Here is a 13,733-nt window from a genome sequence, read left to right on the forward strand (position 1 = left end):
GGGTGAAGATTGTGAAGAATGAATCCGGCTATACACTGTTGACTGTCATGCTGATCGTGCTCGTGTTTACGACACTTGGAGCTGTTTTACTGACTGTAACAGTTGGCAGCACTCAGCGAACTGAACTGAGAGAGGACACGATTGTAGAGGATTCTGATGCAATCAGAGCGATTGAGCAGGGGACGGCTATTTTAAAATATCAGATACAAAACAATGAATTTTCATCTCCCGGCTCCATTTATCAAGGTGAACTTGATAATGTGATCAGTTCACTTACTTCAGAAGGATTGAATATCAGTATTACAGATAAGTCAGCTGATTATGATATCAATCTCACTAATGATTATACACGGGTGTATGAAATAAGAAGCAACGGTTATAACGATGACTATGCAAAACTCGTTTATATTACCGCTATGCCCAGCTTCTTAAAATATGCAGCAGGCGCACGCGACGAATTAAGTCTTCACGGCGGGATGTATATTGACGGTGATATTTATGCAAATAATCAACTGAATATATCGAATGAGGCAAAATATATATTTGAAGGCAGCTTGAATACTGTGAAAAATGACTTTCCGACTGTTTCGGAGCGGTCAAGTCTGATTCTAGAAGATACTGCTATTGCAACAAGTTGTGATCACAGGAGTGCACCGGGATGTTTCGATGTGAATGCTGGAATGTTTTCTAAATCTGTGCACTGGCAACAGCGCTCTCTTGAGGATTTACTGGCAGGCTCGTTCAGCTATCAATCGCCTGTTCAGGGAGAGGCCACTGATTATATCGATGTCAGACTGATTCCTACTGTCACAACGAAAATGAAGGAATTGGATCCTTCTTTCGACGATGCTGACACTGAAGCGGTTGCAGCTGGGAGTTCTGTATTAACAGTTAGAGGCTATGATAATGCGGAGCAATATGAAAATGCACTTTCTTCAGATACAGTATTACACGAAGAAAATGTCATCACTTCTCTGCAGCCTGACAGAAATCATTTATTTATCTCAGATGCTTTCCTGAATACGTCATCGCTTTCTGTTAACCCTGATAAATGGGTGGTCGTGATGGGTGATCTTGTATTAGAAAGTGCAGCCGGAGAAATTGCAGATATCAGCTCAAACATGATTGTATTCGGAGACGTGATTCTGCGCGGAGATCTGGCGATGGATTCTGTTGTATACGCACTTGGAAATACAACTGTTTTTAATGCGAATATTAAAAGACCTCCAGGCGGTGGAGAACTCATTTTGATGAGCAGAGGAAAGCTTGATATTGCGTTGCTGAACTCTTTCAGTAACCCGGCTGATTTTACGGAGTTCCCTAATCAGTTAAATGCTTTTTTATATACTGATGAAAATGCTGAAATTTATTCAGTGGGATCATATGTATATATTGATGGTGGCGTATTCAGTAAGGGGTCACTCGAATTTAACAGTTTCCGCGGGGATACTGCTGAGGGTGCTGATGAGATTATTTTTACAGCTTCAAATGAAGATAGTGATGCTTTTGAAAAATCCAGGCTTTACGTAAGAAATAATCAGAGGTTATTCCTTGATAAGCTTCAGGCCCTTCCTGCAGTTGAAAGGCTTGATGTCATTGAAGACGCTTATCGGAAAGTGAGCAGTAATGAATAGTAAAAGCAGCGGAGGCTCCGCTGCTTTTTTAATACTGATTTAGTAATGTATTAATTTCTTCGTTATCATAATTGGCCGCAATATCTGCTGCTGTTTCTCCATTACTGTTCTTAATGTCTGTGTCTGCTCCAATTGTAAGGAGGGCTTGAGCCGCTTCTGTAAAACCGTAGTCAACTGCAAACATAAGAGGCGTCCAGCCGTTTTCATTCTGCCAGTTCATATTATCAGTTTCTGCAAAAAATCTGATCCAACCGGGATTGTTTGATTTCACTGCCACAGTCATCGGGTTATCACCATTCGAGTTAACTTTCCCTCCTGAATAAGAAGTGGCTTCAGTGACAAATGACACAGCGTCGTATGGATACCTTGCAGCTGTATGAAACAGTGTATCACCTGAAATATTGATCACTTCAGACTCAACGCCCTCCTCTGCCAGCCAGTTAAATAGTTTTTCGTCCCGCATTCTCACTGCTTCAAATAAGAGTGTCTCATCCTGATCATTCAGTTCATATATCAAACTTTCATCACGATCATGCATATCCTGAAGGAGTAAAAGCATTTGTTCGTTGATGCCCGACTCATCGATTGCCGGATCAATCATGGAACGTGCGGTCAGCCATGCGTCATCCGGTGCAGGATCAGCACCTTCAGCCAGCAATAGCTGGGCAATTCCCGGCTGCACGAAGGTAATGGCAGTCTGTAATGCCGTTAATCCCTGATCACTCTGAACATTCACATCCTGTCCTTCATCTATCAGATCAGTAATCGACTCCGTGTTACCATCAGCAATAGCTTCAAATAACGCTGCGCTGTCAACCTCTCCCGGCCTGTTCATCAGATAAACAGTTATGAACATAACGATCAGCAGGATCACAACCAGCACAATCGTCCATTTTTTCTTCATTGTCATACCCCCTGCATGTCATAAAAAAGAAAAGGCTGATTGCTCAGCCTTTTAATATCTGTCTCCGTCATCAAGATCTTCAACATTTTCACCATCGATGACGATTACCTTGATGGTATCTGTGAAAGTCTCTCCACTGTCTGTAGTAACTGTTACACGGACAATATTATTCCTGCCCGTACGTTCACCTTTAACATCGCCAGTGTTAAAAAGCGTAATAGATGGATTAGCATTTCCTGGTGTAACGTCTGAATACACAATACTTGCTATATCCGTTGCATCAGAAGGTGTAAGCTCGAGTTCTGAAGACAATGGATAAGTGTCACCCTTATTAATCGTTACAGAATCTTTACCAAAAGCTGCGTCAGTCAATGGAGAGGTGACATTGACTGTTACTTCATCTCTCACACCATTTGGAGCCTGGATATAAATAACGGCTGTTCCTGCACCAACACCTCTGATGACACCAGGTGATACGACTTCAACAATGGATGAATCCCCCGAAGTCCATGTAAGAGTTTCAACGTCAGCATATTCAGGTTCAACTGATACGGTAAATGAATCGAACTGATCAAACTTTTCGATTGTAATCTCACCAGGCTCTACATTCAGGGCAGTGATTTCCTTGGTCTTCACCTGAATAATGGCTTCAGCTGTTACTTCAGTGCCATTTGCGTTAATGCCACGCGCGACAGCTTTTGTCGTACCCGGCTGTAGTCCGGTTACGGTGCGTGTCGCTGTATTAACTGAAGCGACATCATTATTTTCAAGTGTGATCTCAATACTTCCTGATGCATCAGCTGGATTTACTGTCAGCGGCAGTTCAGCTGTTTCGCCAACATAAACTTCCACGTTTTCGAGTTCAATCGATTCAATCGGCACTCTGACAGCGACGTTAGATGTTTTCGTAATGACATTTCCAAATACGTCTGTCACCGTTACTGTAATCACTGCTTCTCCGTTACCGATCGCTTTTATAATACCGTCCTGTGTAACTGTGATGACCCCTGGATCTGAAGTGGACCATTCGATACTTTCCACTTCCGCTTCTTCAGGTCCATAGCTGAAGTCGCCTGAAGCAACTAGATTTCTCTCCAGCCCTTTATCGAGTGCCATTGATTCTGTTAAGTTCACTTCCAATAGCGGATAACCTGCAACAAAATCAATTCTGTTAAAGTTTTCGGTGAATGTTCCGGCATAATTTTCTTTTTTGTTATTTCCATTGTTTTCTTTACCGTAAACCTGATCATAAGTTAATGACGAATCAGCAAGGGAATAATTACCCCCGCGGGTTGCAATAATCCCGATTGTAAAACTTACAGGATCCGCGCCACGCCATCCACCATTCTGGGCATCATCAAAATCTTTTGTATAAGCGATTTCAGGAATTGTCCCTGTAACTGTATAACCGGATTCAAGACTTCCACTCTTTGTAAAACCTTCAGGGAGATTACTAATTTCAACATTGGGTGGAAATACTTCTCTAAATGCTATATTTTCCAGGCTGATTGATTGTTTTCCAGCAAGCTCGCTTCTTCTGACCGGCTTAGGGTCAAGTGTATAGTTCAGCTGAATTAAATCTTTATTGACTTCATACAACTGTTTAACAGGTTGAATGGTTCTGGATAGTTCAAGCAGATTTTCAGTTTCAAATACACTCACAGTTCGCTCTTCTACTGTTTCCGCACCTTTTTCATCTGTTGCGACAATTCTGATGACAACTTCCCCTTCTTCTTCCATCCCATGTTCGAGCTGAAGGTTGATCGTCTCACCGTTTCTTGAATTTTCTTTGTGATGAACAAGTGTATCATTTACATACACTTTGACATCATTGGTTTTAGCAGAGAGGTCATAGTCCTCAACTGTAAAACTTACCGGGATTGTCTGATTAATTGGGAATACTTCTTCATTCTCCGGTGTAATGACGGTGATTTCAGGAGCGTGGTTAGCGCCAAAGAACGCACGGTACATTGTATTAACAAATAATCGCTGTTCAGCATCCGGGAAATTAGTTGATGTATGTCCTGTACCGGAATACGTAATATTTCCTTTTGAATATGTGTAGTAGTGGTTCCAGCTGTCATTCACATCACGATTACTACCAATAATGTTATACCATGGGATCACATTTTCATCTTCAAGATCCAGCGTGTAATACTGGTTATGTGTAGTAGCAATTGCTACATTCTCCGGAAGATCGAATGGAAATGAAGTCATTAATCCCTCATTTACTTTTTTAGTGCTTCTTGATGTATTAGGAGCTCCGTTTCCTAAGTTTGTCTCAGGCGCCTTCTGGCCAGTAGCATCCATAAAGTTATTAACCCATACATTATTATTGTTAAAAATCGTATCATGAGTAAACATTACACTTTGCTGAGACTCTATAAAACTTTTTAATGAATTTACTGCGCCCTGGCTAAGATTAGCGTAGTTATACGTATCAGAAAAACCAAATATAACCATGTCGTACTTGCCATTGATGACTTCATGAGAACTTTGATTATTTTGGCCAGAGGAACCGCGGCTGCTATTAAACACATCAAATCCTGTTACATCGATATTAATGTTATATTGGCCATTTTGGGTTAAGTAGTTTTGTTTCATATTGTTTGCTTTTTGAAGAGAACTGTTACTGTTCCTGTAAACTTGTAAGACATTAATTTCAACAGGCTTATCTTCGAATAAAAACTCACCTGTTTCATAATTACTCAGCACATAGTCATTGTGTGATTGAACAAGTTCAAGCTTCCACATACGAGGCCCTGAAAATCCGAATGGCAATTTATAATTCAGCTGAGGATTTTTACTATTCACATCTATTTCTTTTACTACCTCTTCTGCATCAAAACGATCGTTAAAGTCCTGATCAATATATAACCTGAGTTTCATTCGGCTAAATGACTGATTATGGATATTTACTTTATAGTTGATTTCATCACCAGGTTTATACGCATTGGAATAAGATGAGTTCCAACCTGAAGGCTTAGAAGTCACTTCAAATGAAGGTTTTTTAGAAAACTTATCATTCATAAATGTTTTGTAAGCATTATTAAATGACAGTCCATCAGTAATAGTTTCCGGGCAATACCAGCCGTACCACCAAGACCAATTACATCCCCTTAAATCGACCTGGCTTTCGCCACCATAATAAACTGCTGCATCAGCTGATATATTATTAAATTTCTGCTCAAGCACCCCACCATTATCCATGCTGATTTCATGTATAAAAACGGGTTGATTTTTATTAATAAACTGATTAATAATCTGCTCTGCTTTAAGATTTGTGATATCATTTTGCACTTCTGAGGTATTATGGTTACGCCCCATTACACCCTGGGTGGAATAATTGCCCTGGCCAATAATAATGCCATCATATTTACCATCTAATGCTTTCCTATCTGCTACAAATCTTTTCATAGACATTGTATCTACTTTTACGTTGTATTGATTTACACCACTAAAATCAGGGTTTTGAGTATTACCATCAACCGTAATCTCCAAAAAGAGCAGATCATTTGCAGAATTGCTCTCCGCACTCACCGTATTCAAAAAGTGGGCGCTGTAAGGCACCCATATTAATACAAGCGTTAACAGGATATATCCCAGTTTCCTCACAACAGCCCACTCCTTTATAACTAATACTATATAATCATTTTAACACATTATTTTAAAAATCCTACTTTTAACTTACATCCCCCGCATATTGATTATTTATTACTTCGAATAGACCGCTACTTTATTCCGGCCTTTTTGTTTTGCACCGATATAAAGTGCCCTGTCTGCATTTCTCAGCAGGTTCTTTGAAGAATCTGTATCTTCCGGCGAAGACGCAACACCGATACTCACGGTCAGGTTCACATGAATGATCTCTCTCGATGTGCTCAGATCATGCTGAATCTCAAACAGATGTGACTCCACGGCTATCCTGATTTTTTCACCGAGCTTTTGCGCCTGGGCTTTTGTTTTGTCGCTGAGCAGAAGAACGAACTCTTCTCCGCCATATCTTGCAATCAGCGCGTCCCTTCCAGCTGTTTCAATTAACAGACCTGCCAGTTCTTTCAGCAGATCATTCCCGCTCTCATGACCGTATGTATCATTGACTCTCTTAAAGTGATCGATATCAAGCAAAATGAGTGAGAGTGCATTCAGGTGCCCTTTTTCAAGGCTGCCGAATTCCTTTTCAAGCTGCTCACTGAAATATCTGAAGTTATATAACCCTGTTAAGGCACAGCGCTCACTTCTTTTCACATTCCGCTGATAGTTTCTTGCATTCTGCATGGCAATTGCAAGATAGGAACACAGAATCTCTAATATCGCAATCAAATGAGTACCAAACGCATTTTTCTTTTTGGAAGCAGCAAGCAAAACAGCTACTGTTTTTTTATTTCTTTGAATCGGTACACAGATAATACTCTCAATATCAGAAGGGATGTAACCTTCCATCTCCTCAAGCCATTCTGATTTTTTATTGTAGAGCTTTGCTTCACCGGTTTCCCATACTTTCCCTGAGATCCCTTCACCTTTACGGATTGGAGACAAATTGTTTGATTCCACCTGACCGTTTTCAATTCTTCTCAGCAGTGACATATTTTCTTCTTTCGTATTAACATCAAGTATATATGTATAATCTGTCGGCATCAGCTCACCCAGCTTAGAAGTAAACAGATCCAGTACTTCAGTTACATTCAGGCGTTCAGCAAGCTGATGACCAATTTTTGCCGATTTCGCCAGGTCATTATTAACACGTTCAGATGTATTATAAAGTCTTAAAATAATAGTTATAGCTAAAAACGGTACCCCTAATAAAATCGTTGCCGCTGATCCAATATCAGCCAGCAGATAATAAAGCGCGAGGCCAAATGGCATACTGAGCATCGTAGAGATATAGTCCATTCTGATATCACCGCTGAAAAATGGATATCTGTTTCCGATTAAACGGTTAAACATATACAGGTAAATATGATTAGCGAATATATGGATAAATATATAAGCACCTGCTGCGAACATCAGTGGCCAGAAGCCGTCTTCTGTTGTAACTCCCGTAACCCTGTAAACAAGTCCCGCCAGCAGACTGATCAGCATAAACATTGTTGAATTCAAAGGAAAACGATAAGCCGTTTTATAAGTAATCCGTGATTTGATCAATAATGGAATCAGTACAATCTGCATTAAAATTAATTCATAAAATAAACCATATGTTAAAAATGCGGCAAGATTAATCCAGTGAATAATAAAGATTGTTGAGTGATCTACTTTAAAAGGGAGGTAACCTGAAATAACTGCCAGCAGGATCAGAGATACGACAATCCGCCAGTCTAGATCAGGAAGCGGAGTAATCTGAAATGCCATATATACACCGGCTGGAAACGTAATCAGCCATATAATCCATAATGCCCATTTTACAGAAATAGACACTTCTTTCATCTTACCTCACCTCTTTTTTGTATGATAATAGACTCATTCAGCAATAATCATACCAAATTATTTTCAACTCGTCACATAATATTTAACAAATGTAAATATTCTATTAATTATTGTTTACTTCTTAGTCTCAGCTTTTAATAAGCGTTTCACGTCTTTATAGATCCCGGATAAGAAGTATAGCGAGCCCGTAATCATATAAAGTGCATCCTCTGATTGATTGAGCTCAGTCATCCAATCGGCGTTTTCAACTGCCTGTTTATTATGATGATTACTCAACTCATAAAGCGACTCTGCCTTTGCTGCCCTTGGAAAATCAAAAGATGTAAAGGTAATCTGATCAGCGTGTTGATCGAGTTTACTAATCATATTTGTCAGGTCTTTATCTGACACAGCTGCAAAAATAAAATGCACGTATTTTTCAGGGTACTTTTCATGAATTGTCTGCATCATCGTGTCGATGCCTTCAGGGTTATGAGCGCCATCCATGATTACAAGAGGGTTTTCACCGACCTTCTCAAACCGCCCCGGCCAGTATGCCTTTTCAATACCTTTACGAATGATATTATCTTCGAGCTCCGGCTCTGCCAGCTTCGCAATCGCTACAGCAAGAGAAGCATTTTCAACCTGATGAGCACCACTCATCGATATTTTTAAGTGAAGATATTCATTATATGTGAACAATTCACCTTCACTGTCAGTCTTTTCATGAACTGCGTGAAACTGTTCACCGAGCTCAAAGACAGGAGCCTTCATTATTTCAGCCTGAGTTAAAATAACTTCGCGGGCTCCATCATGCTTAACGTTAAACACCAGCGGAATCCCTGCTTTTATAATCCCTGCTTTTTCAAATGCAATCTCTTCATAAGAATGTCCGAGAATATTAACATGATCCAGTCCGATTGATGTAATGCAGGTGCAAATCGGGTTTACGATATTTGTAGAGTCAAACCTTCCGCCAAGCCCCACCTCAATCAGCACATAATCCTTCTGCTTCACTTCGCCAAAGTAATAAAACATCATGGCTGTAATCACTTCAAATTCAGTCGGTCCGCCAAGCTCATGATCTTCAAGTTCATCTGCGAGCGGTTTGATTATATTTACAAGTGAAGTCCAGTCTTCTTCAGAAGCAGGCTTTCCATTAACAGAAATCCTTTCGTTAAATACTTCAAAATAAGGTGATGTGAATGTACCAACCGTATATCCAGCCTCTTCTAAAATATTTCTTAAGAAACTGAGCGTTGAACCTTTACCGTTTGTTCCGCCTATATGAACTGCATTAATGTTCAAATGTGGATTCCCAAGCCGCTCCATCATCCATTCCATCCGCTCAAGTCCGGGCTTGATCCCAAGTCTGAGTCTTCCATGGATCCAGCTTACTGCTTCTTCAAAAGTCTCAATCATATCAAGTTCACTCCTTAAAAAAGCGGACAGACAGTTACGTCTATCCGCCCGATATAGTTATACTGTACGCAGCTCTTCAATACGCGCTTTTACAGCATCCTGTTTTGACTGGTAGTCTTTTTGTTTTGCTCGTTCTTCTTCTACAACAGCTTCAGGTGCCTTGCTTACAAAGCGCTCGTTGCCTAGTTTCTTTTCCACTCTTTCAACTTCTTTTGTCCACTTATCAAGTTCTTTTTCAAGACGATCAATCTCTTCGTCAATATTAATTAAACCTTCAAGCGGCAAAATTAATTCTGCATTAGTCACAACTGAAGTCATCGCTTTTTCAGGCGCTTTTACTTCTGTTCCGATTGTCAGGTTTTCAGGATTACAGAATTTATCAAGATAAGCTTCATTTTTCTGTAGGCGCTCTGCTGTCTGGTCATTCGCTGCACGGATCAGCAAGCTGACTTTTTTACTCATTGGCGTATTTACTTCAGCACGGATATTACGTACAGAACGAATAATTTCTATGAGCAGTTTCATCTCTTCTTCCGCTTCACGGTCAATTTGGGATTCATTCACCTCAGGCCATGCTGCTTCTGTAATAGACTTGCCCTGGTGAGGCAGGTTCTGCCAGATCTCTTCAGTAATAAACGGCATGAATGGGTGGAGCAGACGCATTGTCTGATCCAGAACGTGAGCAAGAATTGAGCGCGTTGTCTTCTTCGCTTCCGCGTCTTCCCCATTTAGCGGCAGCTTCGCCATTTCAATATACCAGCTGCAGAAATCATCCCAGATAAAGTTATACAGCGTACGGCCGACTTCACCGAATTCATAGCGCTCAGCGAGACTCGTGACGTTTTCAACTGTATCATTCAAACGGGTCAGAATCCATTTGTCAGCAACAGATTTCTTTCCGCTGAGATCAATCTCTTCATATGTGAGACCGTCCATATTCATCAGTGCAAACCTTGAAGCATTCCAGATCTTATTAGCAAAGTTCCAGATCGATTCAACGCGTTCCATTGAGAAACGAAGATCCTGACCAGGTGAAGAACCGGTTGTCAGGACGTAGCGCAGTGAGTCAGCCCCATACTGTTCAATCACATCCATAGGGTCAATCCCGTTACCGAGAGACTTAGACATCTTACGACCTTCTGCATCACGTACAAGACCATGAATTAATACATCCTTAAATGGACGCTGCCCTGTAAATTCAACACCCTGGAAGATCATGCGTGACACCCAGAACGCAATGATATCGTACCCTGTTACAAGTGCTGATGTTGGATAATAACGTTTGAAGTCAGCTGATGCCTCGTCCGGCCAGCCCATTGTTGAGAACGGCCATAGCGCTGAAGAAAACCATGTATCGAGTACATCTTCATCCTGATTCCAGTTCTCAATGTCTTCAGGTGCCTCTTCTCCAACATAAAGCTCTCCGGTTTCCTTATGGTACCACGCTGGAATTCTGTGTCCCCACCAGAGCTGTCTTGAAATACACCAGTCTCTGATATTTTCCATCCATCTCATATACGTATTTTCAAAGCGGTTTGGAATAAAATTAACTTTATCTTCAGTTTCCTGAATATCCATTGCCTGTTTCGCAAGCGGCTCCATTTTCACAAACCACTGTGTTGATAAATAAGGTTCTACAACCGCACCGCTTCGCTCTGAATGTCCAACTGAGTGAAGATGTTCTTCAATTTCAAACAGTACGCCGTCTTCCTGAAGATCTTTGACGATCTGCTTTCTGCACTCAAAACGGTCCATACCCTGATATTTATCTGCATTATCATTCATCGAACCGTCCTCATTCATCACAAGTACGCGTTCGAGATTGTGACGATTACCGATTTCAAAGTCATTTGGATCGTGAGCAGGTGTAATCTTCACAGCACCTGAACCAAACTCCATATCAACATAGTCATCAGCAACGATTTTGATTTCACGGCCAACGATTGGCAGCTTCACCGTTTTGCCGATCAGATGCTGATAACGCTCATCGTCAGGATGAACAGCTACTGCTGTATCACCGAGCATTGTCTCAGGACGTGTTGTTGCAATTTCAATATGTCCACTGCCATCAGTAAGTGGATATCTCATATGATAAAAAGCACCCTGCACGTCTTTATGAATCACTTCAATATCTGATAAAGCTGTTTTTGTTGCAGGGTCCCAGTTAATGATATACTCCCCGCGGTAGATCAGCCCTTTATTATAAAGGTCGATAAATACTTTCTGTACAGCTTTTGAAAGACCATCATCAAGTGTAAATCGTTCACGGCTGTAATCAAGACCGAGTCCAAGCTTTGACCATTGCTCTCTGATATGTTCAGCGTACTCTTCTTTCCATTTCCATGATTCTTCAAGAAAGGCTTCGCGGCCCATTTCATAGCGGGATTTACCCTGTTCACGCAGCTTCTGGTCAACTTTTGCCTGCGTAGCAATTCCGGCGTGGTCCATACCCGGCAGCCATAGTACGTCATAGCCCTGCATCCTCTTCATACGTGTCAGGATATCCTGCAGTGCTGTATCCCACGCGTGTCCAAGATGTAGTTTACCTGTTACGTTTGGCGGCGGGATTACGATGGTATAAGGGTCTTTGCTCTCATCGCTTGTTGCTTCAAATACTTTTTCTTTCAGCCACCATTCGTAGCGGCCTTCTTCTATCGCCTTCGGATCATACTTTGTCGGCATTGATGTTTCATTCATATGATTACCTCCATATATAGGAATTTTAACAACAAAAAAATCCCTCTCGTCGTAAAAGGACGAAGGGATTTGATTCGCGGTACCACCTTTTTACACAGACTGGTGTCTGTGCACTTAATTAAGATAACGGCTTCTAACCGGCACGGGCTACTGAAATTTCACCAGTACTGCTTACAGGCGACTTCTGCAGGGTCTGTTCTGGAAATTCTCTCACCAAATGAATTTCTTCTCTGAAGAATGACAAACTGCGTACTACTCCTGATCAATGCATCTGTTTTATATCATCTATCATAATCAAAATCAGCCTGTTTAGTCAATAAAAATCGCAAAAAACACCACTGTGCATATGATAACAGTACGCATACATGAAAGGAGTCTGTTATGGGTAAAAGAATGCTCCCAAAACCCAAACCGCCATGGTGGAAAAAATGCCGCTGCTATTTGCAGACAATTATTATTCCAATTTGTATTTTTCAGGCTGTCCTGCTTTTACTAATACCATCCACGATCGACGTGCTGATCTTAGGAATTCTGATCGGCATTGCCTGTGTGCTTCACTTTGAATGGATCTGAGGGGCGGGAATCCAGATCAGTTCTCCTCTGTTGAATGGCCTTCTCGATTCAAACTGGTTGCTTTTCATCAGCTGAAGCATCGGTACCCCATAGCGCTCAGCAACCATTTCAGGTGTTTCATCCTGCTGGGCGATATGTATTTTAATGATGGTCCGATTTTCTTCAAGCGTCTGAATGAAACGGGCAAACGTATCTTCATCATGTTTCTTATATTCATCATCTTCCTCTTCTTCACGTTCTTCTATCTGTTCCGTCTCTTCCGGCACTGATTCCTCCTGTGCTGCAGGTTCCGCGCGTGCCTCAACTGCCTCCTGCTTATCCGGCAGTTCAGTTATTTCTTCCTGTACCTCTTCATCAGTCAGGGCAGGCTCTTCGGTTTCAGCTTCCTGCGGTTCCTCTGTCATTAGTTCGGTCAGACCCTCTCCTGACCATTCTTCAGGCTGGTTCGGCAGCAATCTGGCTTCTTCTCGCTTCGGCTCAGATATCCCCTCAATCATAATATCTGCAGTTACCTGCAGCACACCTGGTTCCGGAAGCTCATAGTCAACATGATCAATATACACTTCCACATCCTGCTTTCTTTCCACCCTTGCTGAAGAAATGGAGATCGATAATGGGAAGTGATGTTCAAAAAACACAAGCTCTTCCATAACAGTCGATTCCTGCACTTCAGGATATTCATAGTCGCGCGTTCCTTCAACTGTTAAATAACTGCCTTCGCCTGCTAAATGCAGGGTTCCTTCCACTACGACCTGATCAGCGTGTTCTGTTATTGACACGCTCGGTTCGAATGAGAGCGTACGCAGCTCACTCAGAATATGTTCCCCTTTAAAAACGATGTTCTCCTGAAGTTGATATACTGTGTTTTTTGTCATTGGTGCCTCCTTTAGATCATTGCTCTTACAGCTTATGAATGAAAAGAGGCCTGTATGATATAAAAAGCAGGACAGTAGATATACAATCCACTGCCCTGCTTTTTAAAATTATAGCTCTGTTGAAGATGGCTGTTGATTTCCGCTGCAGGGGGAACGCTTTCCGCAGGGCGTGCGGTGAGCCTCCTCGGCTTCGCCTGTGGGGTCTCACCTGTCACGCTTCTCCTG

8 protein-coding genes and 1 other annotated feature are annotated in these 13,733 nt (G+C 41.5%); of the genes, 2 read left to right on the top strand and 6 right to left on the bottom strand.

The features are described from left to right. Nucleotides 1-11 precede the first annotated feature (11 nt). Nucleotides 12-1,634: a type II secretion system GspH family protein gene (locus JOD21_RS07450; protein ID WP_204729011.1), complete on the top strand. Its 1,623-nt coding sequence runs from the start codon at nt 12-14 to the stop codon at nt 1,632-1,634. Between the two features lie 28 nt (nt 1,635-1,662). On the opposite strand, the gene JOD21_RS07455 is transcribed toward JOD21_RS07450, so the two are convergent. The 5 genes from JOD21_RS07455 to JOD21_RS07475 all read right to left on the bottom strand — a co-directional run bounded on the left by JOD21_RS07455 (nt 1,663) and on the right by JOD21_RS07475 (nt 12,060). After that, nucleotides 1,663-2,538: an ankyrin repeat domain-containing protein gene (locus JOD21_RS07455; protein ID WP_204729012.1), complete on the bottom strand. Its 876-nt coding sequence runs from the start codon at nt 2,536-2,538 to the stop codon at nt 1,663-1,665. Nucleotides 2,539-2,589: 51 nt separating this feature from the next. After that, nucleotides 2,590-6,153 carry an Ig-like domain-containing protein gene (locus JOD21_RS07460; RefSeq protein ID WP_204729013.1) on the bottom strand — a complete coding sequence of 1,188 codons (3,564 nt, stop codon included), beginning with the start codon at nt 6,151-6,153 and terminating at the stop codon, nt 2,590-2,592. Nucleotides 6,154-6,252: 99 nt separating this feature from the next. Next, entirely contained in the window at nt 6,253-7,962 is a 1,710-nt protein-coding gene (locus JOD21_RS07465; protein ID WP_204729014.1) for a sensor domain-containing diguanylate cyclase, read from the bottom strand. Between the two features lie 114 nt (nt 7,963-8,076). Then, on the bottom strand, nt 8,077-9,363 hold the full coding sequence (locus JOD21_RS07470; protein WP_204729015.1) for a bifunctional folylpolyglutamate synthase/dihydrofolate synthase: 1,287 nt from the start codon (nt 9,361-9,363) through the stop codon (nt 8,077-8,079). A gap of 57 nt (nt 9,364-9,420) precedes the next feature. Then, complete coding sequence (locus JOD21_RS07475) at nt 9,421-12,060, bottom strand: valine--tRNA ligase (RefSeq protein ID WP_204729016.1); 2,640 nt, start codon at nt 12,058-12,060, stop codon at nt 9,421-9,423. A 52-nt stretch (nt 12,061-12,112) separates the two neighbouring features. Beyond that, nucleotides 12,113-12,335, bottom strand: a binding site (T-box leader). A gap of 106 nt (nt 12,336-12,441) precedes the next feature. Here JOD21_RS07475 and JOD21_RS07480 point away from each other — a divergent pair. Beyond that, on the top strand, nt 12,442-12,633 hold the full coding sequence (locus tag JOD21_RS07480) for a hypothetical protein (RefSeq protein WP_204729017.1): 192 nt from the start codon (nt 12,442-12,444) through the stop codon (nt 12,631-12,633). Here the strand turns inward: JOD21_RS07480 and JOD21_RS07485 are convergent. After that, on the bottom strand, nt 12,615-13,508 hold the full coding sequence (locus tag JOD21_RS07485) for a hypothetical protein (RefSeq protein ID WP_204729018.1): 894 nt from the start codon (nt 13,506-13,508) through the stop codon (nt 12,615-12,617). The two genes, JOD21_RS07480 and JOD21_RS07485, sit on opposite strands and share 19 nt — an antisense overlap. Nucleotides 13,509-13,733: the final 225 nt, after the last annotated feature.

The sequence above is a fragment of the Jeotgalibacillus terrae genome (assembly GCF_016908195.1).
GTDB lineage: Bacteria > Bacillota > Bacilli > Bacillales > Jeotgalibacillaceae > Jeotgalibacillus > Jeotgalibacillus terrae.

What these genes read in the sequence shown, in the direction of transcription:
- JOD21_RS07465 (WP_204729014.1), bottom strand. Translation starts at nt 7,962, where the DNA reads ATGAAAGAAGTGTCTATTTCTGTAAAATGGGCATTATGGATTATATGG.
- JOD21_RS07480 (WP_204729017.1), top strand. Translation starts at nt 12,442, where the DNA reads ATGGGTAAAAGAATGCTCCCAAAACCCAAACCGCCATGGTGGAAAAAA.
- JOD21_RS07485 (WP_204729018.1), bottom strand. Translation starts at nt 13,508, where the DNA reads ATGACAAAAAACACAGTATATCAACTTCAGGAGAACATCGTTTTTAAA.
- JOD21_RS07470 (WP_204729015.1), bottom strand. Translation starts at nt 9,363, where the DNA reads ATGATTGAGACTTTTGAAGAAGCAGTAAGCTGGATCCATGGAAGACTC.
- JOD21_RS07455 (WP_204729012.1), bottom strand. Translation starts at nt 2,538, where the DNA reads ATGAAGAAAAAATGGACGATTGTGCTGGTTGTGATCCTGCTGATCGTT.
- JOD21_RS07475 (WP_204729016.1), bottom strand. Translation starts at nt 12,060, where the DNA reads ATGAATGAAACATCAATGCCGACAAAGTATGATCCGAAGGCGATAGAA.